The sequence below is a fragment of the Dyella acidiphila genome, assembly GCF_014863405.1.
GTDB lineage: Bacteria > Pseudomonadota > Gammaproteobacteria > Xanthomonadales > Rhodanobacteraceae > Dyella_B > Dyella_B acidiphila.
The window spans coordinates 52995-75049 of the sequence record NZ_JACZZA010000012.1; the positions used below are offsets into that span (position 1 = coordinate 52995).

A 22055-nucleotide genomic window follows, 5' to 3' on the forward strand; every position below is an offset into this window, starting at 1 on the left:
CCGGCACGAACTTGCGGAATGCGCTGCCGGCGGCCTGCGGTAAACGTGTCGCCGCGTGCATCGTTTTCAAACTGCCGGCTTTCGGCGCGCCTACTGACCCCGGAGATATCGCATGAACACGTTTGGCTCACGTTTCGCCCTGCTCGCCTTCGCGCTGGGCGCTGCCAGCCTCGCGCCGGCCGCATTCGCGCAAGACAGCGCGCCGGCCGGCAACAGCACCCAGGCCTCCGCGCCACAACATGCCGCACCCGATCCGCAGAAGCAGGCGGCCAGGCTGACCAAGCGCCTGGGCCTGAGCGACGATCAGTCCAGCAAGATCACCACCATCCTGCAAAACCAGCAGCAGCAGATGAGTACGGTACGCGGCGACAGCTCGCTGTCGCAGCAGGACCGCCGCGCCAAGATGCGCTCGATCCGCCAGGATTCCGATACGCAGATCAACGCCGTGCTTACGCCGGCGCAGCAAACCCAGTACACCGCCATGAAGCAGCAGATGATGCAACGCATGCACAACGGCGGTGAGTCGGGCGGTTCGGGCAACGACGGCGGTCATTGATCCGGCGTTGGCGGTAGTGCTCGCACGCGTGCCGGCAGGTTGCCGGCACGCGCTATCTATCGCGTGCGTGCCGATGGTTTTACGCTCTGCGGATAAACACCGCTAGAGAGCGCACATGACACGTCTGGTCGTCGTCGGCAGCATCAATATGGACCTGGTCACGCTGGCACAGCGTTTTCCAGGTCCTGGCGAAACCCTGCTCGGCGAGCGCTTTCTCTCCGTGCATGGCGGCAAGGGCGGCAACCAGGCGGTGGCGGCAGCGCGACTGGGCGCCGAGGTGCATATGGTGGGCGCCGTCGGCGACGACGATTTTGCGCAGCCGCTATGCGATGCGCTGGCTGCGGAAGGTATCGACATCGCGCAGGTGGCGCATATCGAGCACTGCGGCAGCGGCACGGCCTCGATTACGGTCGCCGGTGGCGAGAATCAGATCATCGTGGTGCCCGGCGCCAATGCACGCCTCACGCCCGCTCACGTGGCCGCTGCGCAAAGCCTGATCGCCAGCGCCGATGCGGTGCTGGTGCAAATGGAAATTCCGCTGGAAACGGTCGAAGCCACCTTGCGCACGGCGCATCGGCAGCGCGTACCGGTCATCCTCAATCCCGCACCTGCGCAGCGCTTACCGGAAGCGTGGCTGAAACTCGCGCGCTACATCACTCCCAACCAGCACGAACTCGCCATCCTGCTCGGTGCGGATCCGACCGAAGATTTTCGCAATCTGATGCGCCGCGCACCGTGCCCCGTGGTGCTTACGCACGGCGCCGAAGGCGCGTGGTTTCGCGAAGAAGGCGAACCGCAACATCAGGCCGGCTTTGCGGTGGAAGCGGTGGACAGCACCGGCGCCGGTGACACCTTCAACGCCGCGCTCGCGGTATTCCTGCATGAAGGTTTGCCGATCGCAGTACGCAAGGCGTGCGCCGCCGCGGCACTCTCCGTTACCCGCCTGGGCGCGCGTGGCGGCATGCCGCATCCGGCAGAAGTCGAGGCGCTGCTGGCACGGCAGCGTGCCTGATTACTTGCCGATGCAGAACGAGCTGAAAATTGCGCCGAGCAAATCGTCACTGGTGTAGGTGCCGGTGATTTCACCCAGCGCGTGCTGCGCCTGGCGCAGCTCTTCCGCCGCCAGTTCGCCGGCGCGCGTATGGGCCAATACATGCGCGGTATGTGCAAGCTGATCGGCCACGCGTTCCAGCGCCAGGACATGACGGCGGCGTGCACTGAAGGCACCTTCGCCGCTGCTCGCGCCGGCCAGCTGCCTGAGATATTCGCGCAGTGTTTCCAGGCCGGCGCCGGTCTTCACCGATAGCCACTGCCAATTCGCGTCGTCGCGCCGTTCGGTCCGTGCGGTTTCGGCATCGAGGTCGATCTTGTTGATCACGACGATGCGTTCGACAGCTGCTGGAAGATCGTGCAGCCAGGCCAGATCGGCTGGTGCGTGCTGCGCATCGGTGACAAGCACCACCACGTCGGCGCGTTCGCGTTCGCCATGCGCGCGACGCACACCTTCGCGCTCCACCGGATCGTGGGTATCGCGGAGGCCGGCGGTATCGGCCAGTTCCAGCACCACGCCGTCGAGGTTGATGCTTTCGCGCAATACATCGCGCGTGGTGCCGGCGATATCGGTGACGATGGCGCGTTCGCTGCCAGCCAGTGCGTTGAGCAAACTGGATTTGCCGGCATTGGGTCGACCGACGATGGCGACGCGCAAGCCGTCATTGAGCCGCACGCCGCGGCGTGCTTCCACCAGCAGATCGGCCAGCTGGGTGCGCAAGGCGTCGAGCTGCGCCGTGATGGCCGGATCGGCCAGGAAATCGATTTCTTCTTCGGGGAAATCAATCGCCGCTTCGATATGCACACGCAGGATGATCAAGGCTTGCAGCAGCGCGTCGACCTTGCGCGAGAACACGCCTTCCATCGATTGCAGCGCAGCGCGTGCGCCGGCTTGCGAACGCGCCGCGATCAGATCGGCTACCGCTTCCGCTTGCGCCAGGTCGAGCTTGCCGTTGAGAAAAGCGCGCTCGGTGAATTCGCCCGGGCGCGCGAGGCGCGCGCCGAGTTCGCAACAGCGGCGCAGCAAGGCATCGAGCAGCACGTTGCTGCCATGGCCTTGCAATTCGAGTACATGCTCGCCGGTATAGGAGGCCGGGGCAGGGAAGTACAACAGCAGGCCGCGATCGATCAGTGCATCTGCTGCATCGTGGAAAGCCGCAAAGTGTGCGTGACGCGGCGTCGGTGTTTTGCCGAGCAGCACCTGTCCGATGGCCGGCACCTGCGGTCCGGAGACACGCACTACACCCACGCCGGCAGCGCCAGGTGCGCTGGCGATGGCGGCAATGGTGTCTTGCAGGTGTGGGTCGGCGGTCATGGGCGATCAGCATAACCGCGGCGGGCGGCCAACTGGCCGCCCGCGCGTAGAAGATCAGGCTGCCTTGGCCGGCGCCGCTTCGCTGCGTCGCGTGACCCACCACTGTTGCAGCAGTCGGCACAGGCCGTTGACCACGTAGTAAAGCACCAGGCCCGACGGGAAGAACAGGAAGATCACCGCGAACATCAGCGGCATGAACTTCATCATCTTCTGCTGGGCCGGATCCATGCCGGCGGTGGTCGGCATCATCCACTGCTGCACCAGCATCACGACGGTGTACAGCACCGGCAGCACGAAGAACGGATCGGCGGCGGACAGATCGTGGATCCAGCCGAAGAACGGCGCCTGGCGCAGCTCCACGCTATCGCGCAGCACGTAGTACAGGCCGTAGAAGATCGGAATGGTGATCACCAGCGGCAGGCAGCCGGCGGCAGGATTCACCTTTTCCTTCTTGTACAGCTCCATCATCGCCTGCTGCGTCTTCTGGCGATCGTCGCCGTAGCGTTCCTTCAGCGCATCCATGCGCGGCTTGAGCTTGCGCATCTTGGCCGCGGATTCGAACTGCGCATTGGTGAACTTGAAGGTGACGATGTTGATCAGCAGCACCAGCAGGATGATCGACACACCCCAGTTGCCGGTGAGCTTGTCGAGCTGGGCCAGCACCCAGTGCAGCGGCTCGGCAAAGATCTTGAGCATGCCGTAGTCGATGGTGAGTTCCAGGCCCGGGGCAATGGTCTGCAGCTGGTCGGGCAGTTTCGGCCCCAGATACAGCTGCGCCGTGCTGCTGGCCTGCTGGCCCGCGGCCACGCTGATCTGCGGCCCGACGCTGCGGATCACGTAATGCGCTGCGCTGCCCGGCTCATTGACGACGGTGGACGAGAAGCTATCGGCTTCCTTCGCCGGCGGAATCCATGCGCCCAGGAAGTACTGCTGCATCATCGCTACCCAGCCACCGGTGGCCTGGTTCTGCAGCGGTTCTTTCTCGAATTTGTCGAACGCCAGCTTGTTGAATTTCTGCTCCGGGCTGTACCACGCGGCGCCGAAGAAGCCGAAGCGCGACTGATCGGAGATGCGCTGCAGGAAGTTGCTGTAGACAGGCGCCGGGCGATCCACACGCTGCAGCTGGCGGTAAGCGTTGCCGTCCCAGGTCTTGCTGCTGCCGTTGTCGATCTGCTGATCCAGGTCGATCACGTAGCTGCCGCGATGCAGGGTGTAGCGCTTCACCACTTTGACGCCGGAAGGATCGGTCCAGGTCAGGTCCACATTCAGTGCGTCCTGGCCGTCGGCCAGCGTGTAGCTGGTCTGCGCGGACTGGAACACGGCGCGGTGATCGGGCGCGGCGCCATCGGCACTGACCAGGCCGCTCTGTGCGGCGAAATAGTCATTGCTGCCGTCGTCGAGCAGGCGGATCGGCGCGGGATCGGGATCTTTCTTGGTACGCGGCGCAACCGGGTACTTCAGCAGTTCCGAGCGCACGACGCTGCCGCCGCGGGTGTCGATGGTGAGGCGCAGCACATCGGTGCTTACGGTGACCAGCTGGGCGGTAGCGGCGCCATCGGCCGAACCGCTCGCAATCGCCGGCGCGGCCCCGGGCGTGGCGTTGCCGCCAGCTGCCGTGGACGACGAAGCCGTAGCCGTCTCGTTCAACGGATGGGGGCCGTAATCCTGTTCCCAGGCCTGCCAGAGCATGTAGCACACGGCCAGCAGGGCGAACATGAGCAAGGTGCGCGTTTGATTCATCGCGTTGCGATCCGGTTTTAGGCGCCGCTTCAGCGGGCCACTGAAGTCAAGGAATAGGAGGTCAGCCCGCGATTGTGGAGGTGTCGCCAGCGCGCTTCAACGGCGGCAACTTGCGCCACAGGGCGTCGATCTCGGCCAGCAGGGCCGGCCCGGGCACGCCGGCAGCCTGTTCGCGCGCCATTACCACCAGATCGAGTGGCGGCAGCTTCAGGCGGCTGCGTCGAAACGACTCACGCAGCAGGCGCTTGATCCGGTTGCGCTCCACCGCCCGCTTGGACACGCGCTTGGACACCGCCAGGCCAAGCCGGGCATGTCCCAGTTCGTTCTGGCGATAACGCACAGAAAAACAGCGGCCGCCGAGGCGACCGCTGGCTTGACGCATGACGGCGAAGTCACCGGCTCGGCGAATCCGCGCCTCGCGCGGCAGGCCGGCGGCAGTCATCCGCGTAATGCTTACGGGATCAGGCGCTTACGGCCCTTGGCGCGACGTGCATTGAGCACCTTGCGACCGTCGGCCGTGGCCATGCGGGCACGAAAGCCGTGCGTGCGGGCGCGCTTGAGCTTGCTGGGCTGGAAGGTCCGCTTCATGGCTTCCTCCTAAATGAATGGGTGAAAAAGGTTGGAAATTATGCGGAACGAACGGGCCACCTGTCAAATGCATGCTTGACAACAGCTTGTGGATATCCGTGTGGATAGTTGTTGGGTAGGTGCTGGTAGACTCCCCGGTCCACCCTGCGCGCAAGCGCCCCTGCTGTGGTTGAAAGTATCCATGAGTGATCTGTGGCGGCGCTGTCTGGAGCGTCTGGAAGGTGAATTGAGCGCCGAGGACCTGCATACCTGGCTGATGCCGTTGCAGGCACGCGACGACGTGGACGGTTTGCAGCTCTACGCGCCCAATCCCTACACCCTGGATGCGGTCCGCGACCGCTACCTGCCGCAGATCGAAGCCGTGCTGACCTTGTTGCGCGGCCAGCGCGTGCCGGTGCGACTGGAAGTGGGTTCCAGCGCCAATGGGGTCAGCCACGGCCGCCCGGGGGCCTCCGCGCCACGGCCGAGCGCCGTCGCGGCGGTCGCCGAGCCGCCGCCGGTCAATTTCACCCACAACCTGGATCCGCATTACACCTTCGAGACCTTCGTCGAGGGCAAGTCCAACCAGCTGGGCAAGGCGGCCGCCATGCAGGTGGCGCAGAACCCGGGGCGCGCCTACAACCCGTTGCTGCTGTATGGCGGCACTGGCCTTGGCAAAACCCACTTGATGCATGCCGCCGGCAATTTGATGCGCGAACACAATCCGCACTTCAAGGTGCTGTATCTGCGCTCCGAACAGTTCGTCGGCTCGATGATCGAAGCGCTGCGCACCAAGAGCATGGATGAGTTCAAGCGCCGGTTCCGCTCGGTCGACGCGCTGCTGATCGACGACATCCAGTTTTTCGCCGGCAAGGACACCACGCAGGAAGAGTTTTTCCACACTTTCAATGCGCTGTTCGAATCCAAGCAGCAGATCATCCTGACCTGCGACCGTTATCCCAAGGAAGTGGACAAGCTCGAGCCGCGCCTTAAGTCGCGCCTGGGCTGGGGCCTGTCGGTGGCGATCGAGCCGCCGGATTTCGAAACCCGCGCGGCGATTCTGCTGGCCAAGGCGCACGACAAGGGCGTGTCCGTGAGCGAAGACGTGGCGATGCTGTTGGCCAAGCGCATTCGTTCCAACGTGCGCGATCTGGAAGGTGCGCTCAATACGCTGGCGGCGCGGGCCAATTTCTACGGCCGGCCGATTACCACCGATTTTGCCGAAGAAACGCTGCGCGACCTGCTGGCCACGCATGCGCAGGCGGTGACGGTGCCGAATATCCAGAAGATCGTGGCCGAATATTTCGGCGTGCGCCTGCAGGATCTGCTGTCCAAGCGCCGCGTGCGCTCGTTGGCGCGCCCGCGCCAGGTGGCAATGGCCTTGTCCAAGGAACTGACCGAGCACAGCCTGCCTGAAATCGGCGATGCCTTCGGCGGCCGCGACCACACCACCGTGCTGCACGCCTGCCGCACGATCAAGAAGCTGTGCGAAACCGACACCCGCATGCGCCAGGACTGGGAACAGCTGATCCGCACGTTGACCGGCTGACCCGGTAACGTTGAACAACCGCTTGAAAACCGGCAGGGTATCCTGTGGATAATATGAGGACGCCTTGTAGCGCCAAAGTTATCCACTGTTGATACACCGTTCGCAGGCCGTACAAAGCACAAGGGGATTTTCTGTAACTCTTTGATGTAAATGGATAATTTGAGTTTATCAAGTTATCCACGGCCCCAGCTGCAACCACTACTCTTCTTTTAAAAACAGAACTGCAGGATAGGGAAAGCACAAACATGCAATTCAGCATCCAACGAGAAGCTCTGCTTAAGCCCCTACAGCAGGTCGTCGGAGTGGTCGAGCGTCGACAGACATTGCCGGTACTGGCCAACCTGCTGGTCAAGGTCGCCGACGGGAAGTTGTCGTTCACCGGCACCGACCTTGAAGTGGAAATGATTGCTGCGACGGAAGCGGACAAGCTGGTGGATGGTGAAACCACCATTCCCGCGCGCAAACTGTTCGACATCGTGCGTGCGCTGCCGGATGGCGCGCAGATCGAGTTGAAACAGAATGGCGATCGCGTAGCGCTGAATGCCGGTCGCAGCCGTTTCACCCTGGCTACCTTGCCGGCTACCGAATTTCCGACCATCGACGAAATCGAACTGGTCGAGCGGGTCAGCCTGCCGGAAGAGGTGCTGCGCGATCTGATGGATCGCACGGCATTCGCCATGGCGAACCAGGATGTCCGCTATTACCTCAATGGCATGCTGCTGGATTTGCAGGAACATGCCCTGCGCTGTGTGGCTACCGATGGCCATCGCCTCGCTTTGAAAGAGACGCAGCTGGAAAGCAAGGTTTCTGCCCGTCGCCAGATCATCATTCCGCGAAAAGGCGTGAACGAGCTGGTCGGTCTGCTCGAAGCCGGCGAAGGTTCGGTCGAGCTGGAATTTGGCCGGAATCATTTGCGCGTGCGTCGCGGCCAAGTGGTTTTCACATCCAAGCTGATCGACGGTCGCTTCCCTGATTACGAAGCGGTGATTCCGCTTGGTGCGGACAAGCGTGCGACGCTGGATCGTGAAGTGCTGCGCGGGGCACTGCAGCGCGCCGCAATTCTGTCGAACGAGAAGTACCGCGGCGTAAAGCTGGAATTCTCGCCGGGCAAGCTGAAGATCGTCGCGCACAATCCCGAGCAGGAAGAAGCGGTGGAAGAGGTCGAGGCCGATACCGGCGTTTCCGATCTGACCGTGGGCTTCAACGTGGGCTATCTGCTGGATGCCCTGGCGGCACTGCGCGGTGACAAGGCGCGTCTGAGTCTTCGCGATGCGCAATCGAGCTGCCTGGTGCAGGAAGACGATAGCGAGCAGTCGCGCCACGTGATCATGCCGTTGAGGCTCTGACGGCCGGCATGCGGCCTGTTTTGCCTGTTTCGACAGTCCAACGCCGGAGCTTCAAGCTCCGGCGTTCTTGTTTTGGGGTCGAGGTGCGATGAGGTTCGAGCGGCTGCAGCTTCGCGGTTTGCGCTGTATTTCGGAGGCGATGCTGGAGTTCGCACCCGGTTTCAACGTGCTGGTTGGCGCCAACGGGGCCGGCAAGACCTCGGTACTGGAGGCGGCGTTTCTACTTTCCCATGGGCGCTCGTTTCGTAGTGGGGCGCGTGAGGCTCTGACGCAGCGTGGCGCGGCGGGTCTGAATGTCTTTGCCATGCTGCGCCATGCCGACGACCGAGTCGCCAGGCTGGGGCTCGGCCGCAGTGGTGCTCGTTGGGAGGCGCGGCTCGATGGCGAGGATGTTGCCATTGGCCAGTTGGTTCGCGAGTGCGCAGTGGTTTGTTTCGAGCCTGGCTCGCATGCGCTGATCGCGGGGGCTGCAGAAGAGCGGCGCCATTACCTGGATTGGGGCGTGTTCCACGTGGAACAGGAATTCTTGCTGGCTTGGCGCCGCTATCAACGAGCGTTGAAACAACGGAACAGCTTGCTGCGCAAGCCTGGTCGGGTGGAAGGAGCTGATTTCGCTCCATGGGAGCTGGAGTTATCGCGGTCCGCGGCCCTGGTTGATCGGGCGCGTAGGGCCTACCTCGATGGCTTGCTTCCCCACCTGCGCGACCAAGCGACGCTTTTCCTGCCTGAATTGGGCGAGTTGGAACTGCGCTATCGTCCCGGCTGGCTGGATGGCGAGGACTTGGCCGATGTTCTGGCTACCCAGCGAGACCGCGATCAGGGCCGAGGCCACACCACGGCCGGTGCCCATCGCGCCGATTGGTCTCTTTCGTTTCAACATGCTCCCCAGCGGGAACATCTTTCCCGCGGTCAGGAGAAGCTGGTGGCCTTGGCCTGTTTGCTGGCCCAGGCTCGACTGGATGCCGAGAGAAGGGGGGAATGGCCGGTTATCTGCCTCGACGACCTCGCCTCGGAGCTCGACCGGAGTCATCAGTCCGCTGTGGTGGAAAGCTTAAAGAGCGTTCCGGCCCAGGTGTTGATAACCGGCACCGACGTCCCTGGCTCGCTCGAACAGGTGGAAAAACGCGTGTTCCACGTGGAACAAGGCTCGTTGACGCCCCTGTTATAATTGCAAGGTTGCATCCAGCCCGGCCCTTATGGCGCCGTACCGGGCGGATCCGTGGCGCCAGGAAATGGTTATTGCATGAACGCATCCTACGATTCGAACAGCATCAAGGTACTCAAAGGTCTGGAGGCAGTGCGCAAGCGCCCGGGCATGTACATCGGCGATACCGATGACGGCACTGGCCTTCACCACATGGTGTTCGAGGTCGTAGACAACTCGATCGACGAGGCCCTGGCCGGCTATTGCGATCGCGTCATCGTAACCATCCATGACGACGGCTCGGTAAGCGTGGTCGACAACGGACGCGGCATTCCGGTGGATATGCACCCGGAAGAGGGTCGTTCCACCGCCGAAGTGGTGATGACCGTGCTGCACGCCGGCGGCAAGTTCGATGCGAACTCCTACAAGGTCTCCGGCGGTCTGCATGGCGTGGGCGTGTCGGTGGTGAATGCGCTGAGCGAACACCTCTGGCTGACCATTTACCGCGATGGCCACGAATACCAGCAGGAGTATTCGCTGGGCGAGCCGCTGTATCCGGTAAAGATGGTTGGGCCCTCGGATCGGCGGGGCACTACGGTGCGCTTCCTGCCCAGCCCGCAGACCTTCACCCATATCGAATTCCATTACGACATTCTGGCCAAGCGCCTACGCGAACTGGCCTTCCTCAATTCCGGTGTCACCATCGAATTGCGCGATGAGCGCGGGGAAGGGCGGCAGGATACGTTTGCCTACGAAGGCGGCATCCGTTCCTTCGTGCAGCATCTGGCTCAGCTGAAAACCGCGCTGCACCCGAACGTGATCAGCCTGGCCGCGCAGCAGGACGGCATCACAGTGGAACTGGCCATGCAGTGGACCGACTCCTATCAGGAGACGATGTTCTGCTTCACCAACAATATTCCGCAGCGCGATGGCGGCACCCACTTGACCGGTTTTCGTGCTGCTTTGACGCGCGCGATCCAGGCCTACATCGAGAAAGAGGGCTTGGCGAAGTCCGCCAAGGTCACGCTTTCCGGTGACGACATGCGCGAAGGCATGATCGCCGTGCTGTCGGTGAAGGTGCCGGACCCGAAATTCTCCTCCCAGACCAAGGACAAGCTGGTTTCGTCCGAGGTGAAAACGGTGGTGGAGCAGGTGGTCTACGAAAAGCTGGGCGAGTTTCTGCTCGAGCATCCCAACGAGGCGAAGGCCATCGCGTCCAAGGTGGTCGACGCTGCGCGCGCCCGCGAAGCGGCGCGCAAAGCACGCGAGATGACCCGCCGCAAAGGCGCGCTCGATATCGCCGGCCTGCCGGGCAAGCTGGCCGACTGCCAGGAAAAAGATCCGGCTCTGTGCGAACTGTTCCTGGTCGAGGGTGACTCCGCAGGCGGCTCGGCCAAGCAGGGCCGTAACCGCAAGACCCAGGCTGTGCTGCCGTTGAAGGGCAAGATCCTCAACGTGGAAAAAGCGCGCTTCGACAAGATGCTTTCCTCCGCCGAAGTGGGCACTTTGATCACCGCGCTTGGCACCGGCATCGGCAAAGAGGACTACAACCCCGACAAGCTGCGCTACCACCGCATCATCATCATGACCGACGCGGACGTGGACGGCTCGCATATCCGTACCCTGCTGCTGACGTTCTTCTACCGCCAGATGCCCGACCTGATCGAGCGTGGCCACGTGTATATCGGCCTGCCGCCGCTGTACAAACTCAAGCAGGGCAAGCAGGAGCTGTATCTGAAAGACGATGCGGCGCTCAATGCCTATCTGATCTCCAGCGCGGTGGACAACGCCGAACTCACCTACAGTCCCGATGCCTTGCCGATCAAGGGCGAGGCACTCGAAAAAATGCTGCGCGACTATCAGTCCGCACTGGACCAGATCGAACGGCTCGGCCATCGCTTCGATGCGAATGTGCTGACCGCGATGCTCGAACTGCCACCGCTCGAAGCGCAGCACTGGACCGATGCCGCCGCCATGCAGCAATGGCTGGATGCGGTGACCCGGAATCTGGCGGCCAGCGGCCTGGGCAAGCCGCGTTATCGGCTGTCCTTGCGTCCGGCACAGGACGAACAACCTGCCGCGATCGAAGTGGTGCGCGAACAGCACGGCCTCAGCCATACCTGGTTGTTGCCGCAGCCGTTCTTCGGCGGCTCGGAATTCCGTCCGATCCATGCCATCAGCCAGCAGCTCGCCGGCCTGGTCCAGGCCGGGGCGGTGGTGCGCCGTGGCAATGCCACGCGTGGCGTGCTGCGCTTCGCCGAGGTGCGCAGCTGGCTGCTGGACGAGGCCAAGAAGGGCCGCACCATCCAGCGCTTCAAGGGTCTGGGCGAAATGAATCCGGAACAGTTGTGGGAAACCACCGTCAATCCGGAGACCCGGCGCATGCTGCAAGTAGGCGTCGAAGACGCCATTGCGGCGGATCAAATGTTCTCGATGCTGATGGGTGAGGCGGTGGAACCGCGGCGTGACTTCATCGAAGCCAATGCCCTGAAGGTCGCCAATCTCGACATCTGACAGCGCTTGAGGCCAGGCACAAAGGCGCGGTCCGTTACTCCAACGGCCGCGCTTTTTTTATTGCATTTGCGCGCTAATACATTAGCGTGCAATGACAATGACGCGCTCACGTCACGCGCTTATTCCACGCTGCTCACACCACCAGCACACGCGCCAAGCTAAAAAATTCGGGTGCGTATGGGCAAAATGTCATAAGTTATTGATTTGTAAAAGGCTTTGATGCCGCACTGCGACTTGTTATCGATAGCGGCCTCGGGTTAATCTCAGTGATCCCCCGCACAGCTTGTGCGTGAAACCCGACTCCTTTCATTTTGAGGAACGCCATGAAACACGCTTCCCTGAAGATGCTGGCCGGCGCAGCGTTTGCGCTGATGTTGGCGAGCACTCCGGCGCTAGCGAGCGACAACTCGTCGTCGAGCGATCAGAAAGCGGCTCCGCTGTACCCGAATGCGACGCGCAAAGAGCCGAAGCTGGACCTCACCGATTCGAAAGAGCAGAAGCAGCTCAACGACGGTATCGACGCAGCTCAGAACAATGACAAGGACAAGGCCACGCAGCTGCTGCAGCCGTTGGTGCAAAACAGCAAGAGCAAGTACGCACAGGCCATGGCGCTGCAGGCGCTGGCCCGCATCGACGCCACCAGCAACAATCTGCCGGCTGGCATCGACAAGCTGAAGCAGGCGCTGGACAACGGTGTGTTGCCGAACGACGCTTACTTCCAGATCGAATACGAGCTGGCCACGTTCTATCTGCTCAACCAGCAATATCAGCCGGCGATCGACACGGTCGAAAAGTGGCGCACCGAAGGCAAGAAAGAAACGCCCGAATCCTATGCGCTGGAAGGCGAAGCCTACTACCGCCTGCAGAAATACCCGGATTCCATCACCGCGATTACCAAGGCGCAGTCGCTGACGGACAAGCCGGATCCGCGCTGGAACCAGCTGCTCATGCTCGACTACAACGAGACGGGACAGAAGGACAAGGCAGCCGCGCTCGCCAAACAAGCAGTGGCTGCTTCGCCCACCGATCCGACCAGCTTCCACAATGCGCTCAGCCTGGACATCCAGTCGCAGAACTACACCGATGCGCTGAAGCTGATGGAGCAGACGCGCACTGATGGCAAAGTACCGTTCTCCGAGAACGACTATGTCACCATGGCCAAGCTCTACATGAATGATGCGCAGAGCGACAGCAATCAGGATCCGACCGCAGATAGCCAGAAAGCGGTGCAGGTCTTGCAGGACGGCATGGGCAAGGGCATCGTGAAGTCCTCGGCTGATAACTTCATGCTGCTGGGCGATGCCAACCTGATCGGCCAGAATTACACCGACGCGGCGGCTGCGTACCAGAAGGCCGCACCGTTGGCCAGCGATGGCGAGCCTGCCTACAAGGCTGGTCTGGCCTACGTCATGGCCAACCAGTACAGCGAGGGCAAGCAGCTGCTGCAGCAGGCCATCAACAAGGGTGTGAAGCACAAGGGCAAGGCCTATATGGCGCTGGCCCAGGCGAATGCAGGCCTCAAGGACAAGGCGGCAGCTGCCGATGCAGTCATGCAAGCGGAAAAGGACCCGGAGACAGCCGCACAGGCTAAGAAGTGGCTCAAGGACGCGAATATTGGTAATTGATTCGTAGCACGCGGCGTAGCTTTTGGTTAGTCAGATGGACGTCCATTCGATGTGTCATCTTTTGCCTACACAAAAGCTATACAAAAGCCATGTGCTGTTGTACCGTTGGACTTTTCCCGCATTGTCCAGTGGCAAATGTCACCCTCTTGGGAACGGCTTTGCCGCTGGGTGCTGCGACCACGTCATTCCGATTGACTAGCTCCTGATTGAAAGCGACAGATGGCCTCAAGTAACGAAGATACCGGCGCTAAGCCGTTCAGTTGGGGGCGCACATGGGCGCTGGCGGTAGCCATTGCGCTGCATGCGTTTGCTTTCCTGATACTGATCGCGCCGATGGCGCCCCCGAAAACGGCGGAAGTTCAGAAAGACAAAACCGTGCTGGTGAACTTCATCGAGCCGCCTCCTCCGCCTCCGCCGCCGCCCCCGCCGCCGCCGGAGCCGCCGAAGCAGCCGCCGCCGAAGATCATCAAGCAGGTGGTGCCGCCTCCGACTCCGCCGCCGCCGGCACCGCCGCCGGCTGTGCAGGAAGCGACCAATAATCCACAGCCGGCCCCGCCGCCTGCGCCTCCGGCTCCGCCAGCGCCGCCAGCGGATATCCAGGCTGCTCAGGACATCAGCTACAACAGCCGCATCCAGCCGAAGTATCCGCCGCAGGCCATTCGCCAACGGCATGAAGGCACGGTGACGTTGTTGATCCTGGTGGCCGTGGATGGCACGCCAAAGGACATCAAGGTCGACCAGTCCAGCGGTTTCCGCGAACTTGATCGTGCGGCAATTGAAGCGGCCCAGAAATGGCGTTTCAATCCGGAAATGAAAAACGGTCAAAAGGTTGAGGGATACGTCCGCGTACCTGTCAACTTCAATCTCAATCAGCTGTAATACCTATTACAGTTACAGTTCACGCCTGACTTCCAAGGGTAGCGTTTATGTTCCAACAGACTCCTGCTTCCGATGCCGCCGCTCCGGCTCTGGGCGGCAACGCCAACGCCCAAGCCATGCAACAGATGGGCTTCGGTGACCTCATCCACCACTTCGACTTCCTCGGCTGGACGGTATTCGTCGTGCTGGTGGTGATGTCGTTCTCCTCCTGGTACTTCATCATTGCCAACGCGATCCGCAACTCGCTGGTCCGCGGCCGCGCCGAAACCGTGATCAACGGCTTCTGGTCGAACAACTCCACCCAGGACGCGATCCGCGAACTGGAAGCCCAGCCCAAGAGCGAGCCTTTCTCGAAGATCGCTCTGGACGCCGCTTCCGCCGTGGCTCACCACCAGCAGGCTTCGGCCGGCGGTGGCCGTCTCGCCGAATCGCTGAGCCGTTCGGAATTCGTCGACCGCGCCCTGCGCCAGGCTGTTGCTCGCGAGAGCCTGCGCATGGAAGGCGGCATGACCCTGCTCGCCACGGTCGGTTCGTCGGCTCCGTTCGTCGGTCTGCTCGGTACGGTGTGGGGCATCTACGGCGCCCTGATCCGCATCGCCGCCACCGGCAACGCGTCGATGGAAGCGGTGGCAGGTCCGGTGGGTGAAGCGCTGATCATGACCGCGTTCGGTCTGTTCACCGCTATCCCGGCGGTGCTGGCCTTCAACTTCTTCACCCGTTCGAACCGCCTGACCTACGCCCGCTTCGACGAATTCGCGCACGACCTGCACGACTTCTTCGCTACCGGTGCGCGCGTCGAAGGCGTCTCTCCGACTCAGAAGTGAGGATTGACCCATGGCGATGAGTACCGGAGGAAACGAGTCCGGCTCGCCGATGTCGGAAATCAACGTCACGCCGCTGGTTGACGTGATGCTGGTGCTGTTGATCATCTTCATGATCACAGCACCGCTGATGTCGCACCGGATCACGGTAGAGCTGCCGAAGGCCAATCCTAAGACCCAGGATGAAGCCCCGAAGACCGAGCCGATCGATCTGGCCATCAAGGCTGATGGCAGCATGTACTTCAATGACAGTCAGGTGGCCATTACCGACATTGAATTGAAGCAGAAGTTTGCGGTGGCGGCTCAGATGTCACCGCAGCCCGAAGTGCAGATCCGCGCCGCCAAGGACACCGAGTTCAAGGTGGTGCGCAAGATCCTCGGCGAAGCCAAGGATTCTGGCATGGTGCACGTCGGCTTCATGACGACCGGTAAGGAGTGACGGGCCATGGCATTCAGTAGTGGAAGTGGCAAAGGCCCGATGGCTGACATCAACGTCACGCCGCTGGTCGACGTGATGCTGGTGCTGCTGATCATCTTCATGATCACGGCACCGATCATGACCCACAAGATCAAGATCGACCTGCCGCAGCCGAACCCGAACGTGATTCCGCCGAGCAATCCGCCCGAGCCGATTCACCTGAAGATCGACCAGTCCGGTGCGTTCTACTGGAACGACACCCCGGTGGACGAGCAGCAGTTGAAGACGCAGATTGCGGTTATTGCGACCAAAGCAGAAGCCGACCAGCCCGAAGTGCAGATCGACGCGGCTGATACGGTGTCCTACCAGGTCGTGGCGCGTGTGCTTGCCGATGCGAAGAGCTACGGTCTGAACAAGATCGGCTTCACCGACAGCAACGGGCAGTAACAGCAGCAGACAAAACGGTTGGATCGGAACAGTTCAACCGTTCTCAGGCGTTACCCACGGAACCCCCGCGCAAGCGGGGGTTTCTGTTTGTGGGGATGGCCGTCTGGACGGCTAAACCTCAGCGCAGGATCTGCAGGTAGTTGCGCACGGCAGTGGTCATGCCTTCGTACAAGGCTTCGCCGATGAGGGCATGGCCGATCGACACTTCGGCCAGGCCGGGAATGGCCACGCGCAGGGTACCGAGGTTTGCCTGGCTCAGATCGTGTCCGGCATTGACTGCCAGGCCGGCCTGCTGCGCACGCCGGGCGGTATCCACGCACAAGGCCAGTTGCTCGCCGGCATTGCCTTCCTCGAAGGCCTTGGCATATGGCCCGGTATAGAGTTCGACCCGCTGCACGCCAATCGCCACGGCATGTTCGAAGCCCCGGGCACCGGGATCCACGAACAGGCTGACGCGACAACCCAGCTCGCGCAATTCGGCCACCAGCGGACGCAGCCGCTCGGCATCGTTGGCGAGATCGAAGCCGTGGTCGGAGGTGATCTGCCCATCGCTGTCTGGCACCAGGGTTACCTGGGTGGGACGCACTTCGCGCGCCAGGGCGATCAGGCCCGGATAATCGCCCCTCGGCGCGGCAAACGGGTTGCCTTCGATGTTGTATTCGACGCGACCGCGCAACAAGGCGGCCAGGGTGCGCACATCGTCCGGACGGATATGCCGCAGGTCCGGGCGCGGGTGCACCGTGATGCCGCCACAGCCGGCCTCGATGCAGGTGACGGCCGCACGCGAAATATCCGGCTCGTCGCCGCCACGTGAATTGCGCAGCACCGCGATCTTGTTGAGGTTGACGCTAAGCAGGGTCATGGATCGAAGAGCGTGTGTCGGGCCGAGCACAGTGCGCTCTTCAGCCGCTATCGGCAAGTGTCCGGATGTCAATGGTGCGTGGTGGGCCGCGCCAGGCGAGCGTGGCCGCATGGTCCGCATCGATGTCGAGCGGATGCAGCCGCCACTGCGAGATATCGTCGTTTTCCAGCCATAGCAGCGCAGGCGTTTGCGGTGCCACGGTGAGGCGAAGGCGATGCAGCCCGAAAGCGACGCCGCGACCAAGAGCTTTAAGCACGGCTTCCTTGCCCGTCCATAGTTGCATGAACGCGCGTTCGCGCGCGTCGGCTGGCAGCGTCGCCAGATCGGCCACTTCATCCGGATGAAAAAAGCGTTCGGCCAGTTGCATCGCTCGCGGTCGCGGCCGCAAATGCTCAATATCGATGCCCGGTGCCAGGCCGCGTGCTACCGCGATGATCGCCTTGTCTCCACTGTGCGACCAATTGAATTGCAGCAACTGGTTCCACGGCGAGGCCAGCTCGGGCCGTCCGTGTTCTCCCTCGACCAGCACAACCGCATCCGCAGGCAAGCCGAGATAGGCCCCGAGCAGGGCGCACAACGGTGCGCGCTTCTGTGCCTTCCGATAGTCGAGCAGCCAGACATGGACAACGCGATGGTCGAGGCCGGCAACGATGCCGGCAACATCCTGGCCGAGAGTAGTGCGCATCCCTACATGCTGCCGATCGCCGCCGCGCGTTACAAGCCGCGGCGAACGGAAGACAGCCTGAAACTCAGCGAATCAGGCGTTCGTCGACCAGGTTCTTCACCACGCTCGGATCGGCCAGGGTGGAGATGTCGCCCAGCTGATCGGGTTGGTTTTCGCCGATCTTGCGCAGGATGCGGCGCATGATCTTGCCCGAGCGCGTCTTCGGCAGGCCGGGTGCCCACTGCAGATAGTCGGGCGTGGCAATCGGCCCGATTTCCTTGCGCACCCAGGCGATCAGTTCCTTGCGCAGCTCATCGCTACCCTGTTCACCCGACACGAGCGTCACATAGGCGTAGATGCCCTGGCCTTTGATCTCATGCGGACAGCCCACCACCGCGGCCTCGGCCACTTTGGGATGCGAAACCAGCGCGCTCTCCACTTCGGCGGTGCCGATGCGGTGGCCGGATACGTTGATCACATCATCCACGCGACCGGTGATCCAGTAGTAGCCGTCTTCATCGCGGCGCACGCCGTCGCCGGTGAAATAGTTGCCTGGATACGCCTTGAAATAGGTATCGATAAAGCGCTCGTGATCGCCATAGACCGTGCGCATCTGGCCCGGCCAGGAATCGGTGATCAGCAGATTGCCCTCACATGCACCTTCCAGCACGCTGCCGCTGGCATCGACCACGGCCGGCTTCACGCCGAAGAACGGCAGCGTGGCCGAGCCCGGCTTGGTGTCGATTGCGCCGGCCAAAGGTGTGATCAGGATGCCGCCGGTTTCGGTCTGCCACCAGGTATCCACGATCGGGCAGCGCTCGTCGCCCACCACGCGGTAATACCATTCCCAGGCTTCGGGATTGATCGGCTCGCCCACCGAGCCCAGCAAGCGCAGGCTCGCGCGCGAGCACTTTTTCACCGGTGCTTCGCCCTCACGCATCAAGGCGCGGATGGCGGTTGGTGCGGTGTAGAACAGGCTCACCTTGTGCTTGTCCACCACCTGCCAGAAGCGGCTGAAATCCGGATAGTTGGGCACGCCGTCGAACATCACCGTGGTCGCGCCATTGGCCAGCGGGCCGTAGACCACGTAGCTGTGGCCGGTGACCCAGCCGACGTCGGCCGTGCACCAGTAGACATCGTCTTCGCGCAGGTCGAACACCGTCTCGTGCGTGAAGCCGGCGTAGACCAGATAACCGCCTGAGGTATGCAGCACGCCCTTGGGCTTGCCGGTGGAACCGGAGGTATAAAGAATGAACAGCGGATGTTCCGCTTCCACCGGCTCGGCCGGGCATTCCGCCGACTGGCCTTCCATCAACACGTGGTAATAGCGATCGCGCGGCGATTGCATGGACACCGCCGAACCCGTGCGGCGCACCACGATCACCGTTTCCACGCTGTTGGTGCCCGGTCGCTCCAGCGCGGCATCGACATTCGCCTTGAGCGGAATCTTCTTGCCGCCGCGTACGCCTTCGTCCGCCGTCACCACCACTTTGGCGGTGGAATCGGCAATGCGGCCGGCCAGCGAGTCGGGAGAAAAGCCGCCGAACACCACCGAGTGGATCGCACCGATGCGCGCGCACGCCAGCATGGCCACGGCGGCTTCGGGAATCATCGGCATGTAGATCGCCACCCGATCGCCCTTGCTCACCCCCAGGTGCTTGAGCGTGTTGGCGAACTTGCATACTTCGGCGTGCAGCTCGCGATAGCTGATGCGGCGCGATTCGTTGGGATCGTCGCCTTCGAAGATGATCGCCGTCTTGTCGCCGCGCGTGGCCAGGTGGCGGTCGAGGCAGTTGGCCGAGACGTTCAGCATGCCGTCGTCATACCAACGGATGTGCAGATTGGCCGGATCGAAGGAAACGTCGCGGATGCGGCTCGGCTTCTTCGACCATTCCAGCCGTTCGCCGATGCGTGCCCAGAAGCCCTCGGGATCCTTGACCGACTCGGCATACAGCTGCTCGTAATCGGACTTGCGCAGACGCGCCTTGGCCGCAAAGGCGGGATCGACCGGATAGACCTTGGACATAATGTTGCCTCCTGCTCACCGGCCAACCGGGAGCACGCTCAGGGGAACACCGCAACCATCCCTGCGGTGGGAATCGCCCGAGTGTAGCGTTTGGGCGGCTAAACCGCCAAAGTTGCGTTGCAGCAAAATAAGCCCGGCAGAGCTAAGCTGTCGGATCGTTCCGACGCAGCGGTTCCATGACAACGGCGTGGCAACCCAGAGCCCTGCTGCATCGATGCCCACAACGTGTAAAGAAGGCGGCACAAGCGGGATCTCGTCGCCAGCTGTGCACACGCTTGCCACTAAAATGAGCCACCGACCAAATCATCCGGGGTAGGGGAACGATGGCAGACCAGAGTCCGTCCACCGCTGCGGCGCAGCGCCCGCGGTTCACGCTTCTGGATATGTTCGAGTGGCTAGCCATCGCGCTGGATCACTGCAAGCCGATCCGCGTTTCGCTGCTGGTGCTGGCCTTTGCAACGATTGTGGTCAGCAATGTCGATCAGGCCAGCGAGCTGTTCTTGATCGCGGTATGGGCCGATCCCAGCAATGCCCGCTATCTGTCCCTGCTGGCGACCAGCGCCATCGCCGGCTTGGCCATTTGGCACACCGCGCGCCATGCCTATCGCCTGATCTACCCGCGCTGGCCGGCGCTGCAGGATATCCGGGCCGAATCGCTGCGCCGCTGGATTCCGCGCATCCTCGGCGCGCTGGTGCCGTTGCTGGTGCTGTTCGGTTACCTGATGGCCTTGCGCGGTACGCCGCATCCCACCTGCACGGCCGCTGCCCAATGTCACCGGCGCGATCTGCGCGTGGCCGGGCTGCTGGCGGAAGCGGCCATCATCTTCATGCTCTTCATCGGCTGGCGCTGGCTGCCGGGCGGCCGCGCGGTGGTGGCCAAGCTGGATACGCGGGTAACCTCGATGGCCCAGCTCGGCATGGTGCCGCTGAGCATCTTCCTTGCCGCGCTGATCTTGAACGTCTTGATGACGGTGCTGGTAGCGATCCAGCCGCGCCAGTTCGACGGCATGGGCTCGCTCGCCGTGCTGCTGATCGCCGGCAGCTTCTTCTGCACCAGTGGCGGCTTCCTGTGCATGCTGGCTGATCGCCGCGGTGTACCGCTGCTCACTTTGCTGGCGCTGACCGCGATAAGCCTGCATGCCCTGCATCTGAACGACAACCACCGCGTGCGCCAGTACCCCACGATGAGCACGCACCAGCACCCGGTCGCGCCGCCGGTGGATGCGCGGCCGGATTTCGACAGCTATGCGCGCACCTGGCTGCAAAGCCGCTGCACCCCCCAGCATGCGTGCCCGGTGATCATGGTGTCGAGCGAAGGCGGCGGCCTGCGCAGCGCGGCCTGGACAGCGATGGTGCTGAGTCGATTCACCGCGCTGATCGACCAGGCCTTGCCGCCGAACGGCGGCGAACCGATGTTCGAGCGCTATATGTTCGCCGGCAGCGGCGTTTCCGGCGGCAGCCTAGGGCTTGCCGCCTATGTCGCCGCCTTGCAGGTACGCCCGGCCACCGGTGCGCTCGCGCAGGCGCGCACCGAGCACATGCTCAATCACGATTTTCTGGCGCCGACCATGGCCAACGCCTGGTTCGTCGACTTCACCCAGCGCTGGCTGCCGGGTGCGCTGTTCGACGATCGCGGACGCGCCCTGACGCGCGCCTGGGAGCAGGCGGCGCAAGAGCAGAACATGCACGCTTTCGCCCAGCCCTTCTCGGCGCTCTACGAGCAGGCCGGCGGCAGCGCCGCTACCACGGTTCCTGCGCTGTTCTTGAACAGCACCACGGTAGGACAGGGCTGGCGCCTGGTGCAGCAGCCGTTCCGTCCATTTACCGACAGCCCGTGGACCACGGCCTACGACGGCTCGCGCTGGCTCGATCCACGCGTGCCGCTGAGCGAAGTGGTGCTCAACAGCGCGCGCTTCACCTATCTCAGTCCGGCCGGCACCTTGCAGACGGCGGCCGTGACCGGCCAGTCACCGCAGTCGCCGGCAACGTTCCAGCTGGTCGACGGTGGCTATTTCGAAAATTCCGGCACCACCACGCTGCGCGAAATCATCCGACGCCTGCGCAGCATCGCGGCGCTGCAGAAGCAGCCCTTGCAGATCATCGTGCTGCACATCAGCAACGATCCGAGCCTGCGCGACTTTGTCGATGCGCATGACGTCAGCCATCCGCTGCCGTTCTATTCGGCGGCGTGCCCACGCGTGCTCAGTCCCACCGAACGCTCCAGCTACGGCGAAGCCACCGCACCGCTGATCGCGTTGCTGGATACACGCGATGCGCGCGGCGAATACGCGCGTGCCGAGTTGCTCGCATCGCTGCATACCAGCCCCACCGATCCCGGTGCCGGCGATGTGCTGTGGCATTTACGGTTGTGCCCGGGTAACTATCCCTTGCCGCTGGGCTGGACCATTTCGCCGCCGGTCTTTGATGAAATGCATCGCCAGCTGGAACAGAACTACCCGCTGGCGAACATGGCCGGCTGGCTGGGGCAGCAGTTGCGCGACGCGATGCAACCCTAGGGTGTCGCCCTAGTTG

19 protein-coding genes are annotated in these 22055 nt (G+C 62.7%); 12 read left to right on the forward strand and 7 right to left on the reverse strand.

What is annotated here, in order from left to right; all coding sequences use genetic code 11:
* The first annotated feature begins 112 nt into the window (after positions 1–112).
* Both IGX34_RS17100 and rbsK read left to right on the forward strand, forming a co-directional pair.
* The gene (locus IGX34_RS17100) at positions 113–556 is read left to right on the forward strand and encodes a hypothetical protein (protein WP_192556950.1); all 444 of its coding nucleotides are present in this window, start codon (positions 113–115) and stop codon (positions 554–556) included.
* A 115-nt stretch (positions 557–671) separates the two neighbouring features.
* Positions 672–1568, forward strand: a complete 897-nt coding sequence (rbsK, locus tag IGX34_RS17105; protein WP_192556951.1) for a ribokinase — start codon at positions 672–674, stop codon at positions 1566–1568.
* Here the strand turns inward: rbsK and mnmE are convergent, their stop codons facing one another.
* The 4 genes from mnmE to rpmH all read right to left on the reverse strand — a co-directional run bounded on the left by mnmE (position 1569) and on the right by rpmH (position 5249).
* Entirely contained in the window at positions 1569–2921 is a 1353-nt protein-coding gene (gene mnmE, locus IGX34_RS17110) for a tRNA uridine-5-carboxymethylaminomethyl(34) synthesis GTPase MnmE (protein ID WP_192556952.1), read from the reverse strand.
* A gap of 54 nt (positions 2922–2975) precedes the next feature.
* Positions 2976–4661, reverse strand: a complete 1686-nt coding sequence (gene yidC / locus IGX34_RS17115; RefSeq protein WP_192556953.1) for a membrane protein insertase YidC — start codon at positions 4659–4661, stop codon at positions 2976–2978.
* A 61-nt stretch (positions 4662–4722) separates the two neighbouring features.
* Complete coding sequence (rnpA, locus tag IGX34_RS17120; RefSeq protein WP_192556954.1) at positions 4723–5103, reverse strand: ribonuclease P protein component; 381 nt, start codon at positions 5101–5103, stop codon at positions 4723–4725.
* Between the two features lie 11 nt (positions 5104–5114).
* Positions 5115–5249 (reverse strand): 50S ribosomal protein L34, encoded by a 135-nt coding sequence (rpmH, locus tag IGX34_RS17125; protein ID WP_007510029.1) that lies wholly within the window; start codon positions 5247–5249, stop codon positions 5115–5117.
* A gap of 181 nt (positions 5250–5430) precedes the next feature.
* Here rpmH and dnaA point away from each other — a divergent pair, with 181 nt between their 5' ends.
* From dnaA to IGX34_RS17170, 9 genes are all read left to right on the forward strand, one after another.
* Entirely contained in the window at positions 5431–6777 is a 1347-nt protein-coding gene (dnaA, locus tag IGX34_RS17130; protein ID WP_192556955.1) for a chromosomal replication initiator protein DnaA, read from the forward strand.
* A 245-nt stretch (positions 6778–7022) separates the two neighbouring features.
* Entirely contained in the window at positions 7023–8123 is a 1101-nt protein-coding gene (gene dnaN / locus IGX34_RS17135) for a DNA polymerase III subunit beta (RefSeq protein ID WP_192556956.1), read from the forward strand.
* A gap of 88 nt (positions 8124–8211) precedes the next feature.
* Positions 8212–9291, forward strand: coding sequence for a DNA replication/repair protein RecF (gene recF / locus IGX34_RS17140; RefSeq protein ID WP_192556957.1), 1080 nt, complete (start codon positions 8212–8214; stop codon positions 9289–9291).
* A 75-nt stretch (positions 9292–9366) separates the two neighbouring features.
* Positions 9367–11781, forward strand: coding sequence for a DNA topoisomerase (ATP-hydrolyzing) subunit B (gene gyrB, locus IGX34_RS17145; RefSeq protein WP_192556958.1), 2415 nt, complete (start codon positions 9367–9369; stop codon positions 11779–11781).
* Between the two features lie 323 nt (positions 11782–12104).
* The gene (locus IGX34_RS17150) at positions 12105–13406 is read left to right on the forward strand and encodes a tetratricopeptide repeat protein (protein WP_225737557.1); all 1302 of its coding nucleotides are present in this window, start codon (positions 12105–12107) and stop codon (positions 13404–13406) included.
* Positions 13407–13625: 219 nt separating this feature from the next.
* The gene (locus IGX34_RS17155; protein WP_192556959.1) at positions 13626–14285 is read left to right on the forward strand and encodes an energy transducer TonB; all 660 of its coding nucleotides are present in this window, start codon (positions 13626–13628) and stop codon (positions 14283–14285) included.
* A gap of 47 nt (positions 14286–14332) precedes the next feature.
* Positions 14333–15109, forward strand: coding sequence for a MotA/TolQ/ExbB proton channel family protein (locus tag IGX34_RS17160; protein WP_192556960.1), 777 nt, complete (start codon positions 14333–14335; stop codon positions 15107–15109).
* Between the two features lie 10 nt (positions 15110–15119).
* Complete coding sequence (locus IGX34_RS17165; protein ID WP_192556961.1) at positions 15120–15545, forward strand: ExbD/TolR family protein; 426 nt, start codon at positions 15120–15122, stop codon at positions 15543–15545.
* Between the two features lie 6 nt (positions 15546–15551).
* Positions 15552–15971 (forward strand): ExbD/TolR family protein, encoded by a 420-nt coding sequence (locus IGX34_RS17170; protein WP_192556962.1) that lies wholly within the window; start codon positions 15552–15554, stop codon positions 15969–15971.
* Positions 15972–16089: 118 nt separating this feature from the next.
* On the opposite strand, the gene IGX34_RS17175 is transcribed toward IGX34_RS17170, so the two are convergent.
* From IGX34_RS17175 to acs, 3 genes are all read right to left on the reverse strand, one after another.
* Entirely contained in the window at positions 16090–16833 is a 744-nt protein-coding gene (locus tag IGX34_RS17175) for a pyridoxine 5'-phosphate synthase (protein WP_192556963.1), read from the reverse strand.
* Positions 16834–16873: 40 nt separating this feature from the next.
* Entirely contained in the window at positions 16874–17518 is a 645-nt protein-coding gene (locus IGX34_RS17180) for a 4'-phosphopantetheinyl transferase family protein (RefSeq protein ID WP_192556964.1), read from the reverse strand.
* Positions 17519–17582: 64 nt separating this feature from the next.
* Complete coding sequence (acs, locus tag IGX34_RS17185; RefSeq protein WP_192556965.1) at positions 17583–19523, reverse strand: acetate--CoA ligase; 1941 nt, start codon at positions 19521–19523, stop codon at positions 17583–17585.
* A 323-nt stretch (positions 19524–19846) separates the two neighbouring features.
* Here acs and IGX34_RS17190 point away from each other — a divergent pair, with 323 nt between their 5' ends.
* Complete coding sequence (locus IGX34_RS17190) at positions 19847–22039, forward strand: hypothetical protein (protein ID WP_192556966.1); 2193 nt, start codon at positions 19847–19849, stop codon at positions 22037–22039.
* Positions 22040–22055 lie beyond the last annotated feature (16 nt).

What these genes read in the sequence shown, in the direction of transcription:
- yidC (WP_192556953.1), bottom strand. Translation starts at nt 4,661, where the DNA reads ATGAATCAAACGCGCACCTTGCTCATGTTCGCCCTGCTGGCCGTGTGC.
- mnmE (WP_192556952.1), bottom strand. Translation starts at nt 2,921, where the DNA reads ATGACCGCCGACCCACACCTGCAAGACACCATTGCCGCCATCGCCAGC.
- IGX34_RS17150 (WP_225737557.1), top strand. Translation starts at nt 12,105, where the DNA reads ATGAAACACGCTTCCCTGAAGATGCTGGCCGGCGCAGCGTTTGCGCTG.
- IGX34_RS17170 (WP_192556962.1), top strand. Translation starts at nt 15,552, where the DNA reads ATGGCATTCAGTAGTGGAAGTGGCAAAGGCCCGATGGCTGACATCAAC.
- dnaA (WP_192556955.1), top strand. Translation starts at nt 5,431, where the DNA reads ATGAGTGATCTGTGGCGGCGCTGTCTGGAGCGTCTGGAAGGTGAATTG.
- IGX34_RS17160 (WP_192556960.1), top strand. Translation starts at nt 14,333, where the DNA reads ATGTTCCAACAGACTCCTGCTTCCGATGCCGCCGCTCCGGCTCTGGGC.
- IGX34_RS17180 (WP_192556964.1), bottom strand. Translation starts at nt 17,518, where the DNA reads ATGCGCACTACTCTCGGCCAGGATGTTGCCGGCATCGTTGCCGGCCTC.
- IGX34_RS17155 (WP_192556959.1), top strand. Translation starts at nt 13,626, where the DNA reads ATGGCCTCAAGTAACGAAGATACCGGCGCTAAGCCGTTCAGTTGGGGG.
- rpmH (WP_007510029.1), bottom strand. Translation starts at nt 5,249, where the DNA reads ATGAAGCGGACCTTCCAGCCCAGCAAGCTCAAGCGCGCCCGCACGCAC.
- recF (WP_192556957.1), top strand. Translation starts at nt 8,212, where the DNA reads ATGAGGTTCGAGCGGCTGCAGCTTCGCGGTTTGCGCTGTATTTCGGAG.
- IGX34_RS17165 (WP_192556961.1), top strand. Translation starts at nt 15,120, where the DNA reads ATGGCGATGAGTACCGGAGGAAACGAGTCCGGCTCGCCGATGTCGGAA.
- acs (WP_192556965.1), bottom strand. Translation starts at nt 19,523, where the DNA reads ATGTCCAAGGTCTATCCGGTCGATCCCGCCTTTGCGGCCAAGGCGCGT.
- IGX34_RS17190 (WP_192556966.1), top strand. Translation starts at nt 19,847, where the DNA reads ATGGCAGACCAGAGTCCGTCCACCGCTGCGGCGCAGCGCCCGCGGTTC.
- IGX34_RS17100 (WP_192556950.1), top strand. Translation starts at nt 113, where the DNA reads ATGAACACGTTTGGCTCACGTTTCGCCCTGCTCGCCTTCGCGCTGGGC.
- gyrB (WP_192556958.1), top strand. Translation starts at nt 9,367, where the DNA reads ATGAACGCATCCTACGATTCGAACAGCATCAAGGTACTCAAAGGTCTG.
- IGX34_RS17175 (WP_192556963.1), bottom strand. Translation starts at nt 16,833, where the DNA reads ATGACCCTGCTTAGCGTCAACCTCAACAAGATCGCGGTGCTGCGCAAT.
- rnpA (WP_192556954.1), bottom strand. Translation starts at nt 5,103, where the DNA reads ATGACTGCCGCCGGCCTGCCGCGCGAGGCGCGGATTCGCCGAGCCGGT.
- dnaN (WP_192556956.1), top strand. Translation starts at nt 7,023, where the DNA reads ATGCAATTCAGCATCCAACGAGAAGCTCTGCTTAAGCCCCTACAGCAG.
- rbsK (WP_192556951.1), top strand. Translation starts at nt 672, where the DNA reads ATGACACGTCTGGTCGTCGTCGGCAGCATCAATATGGACCTGGTCACG.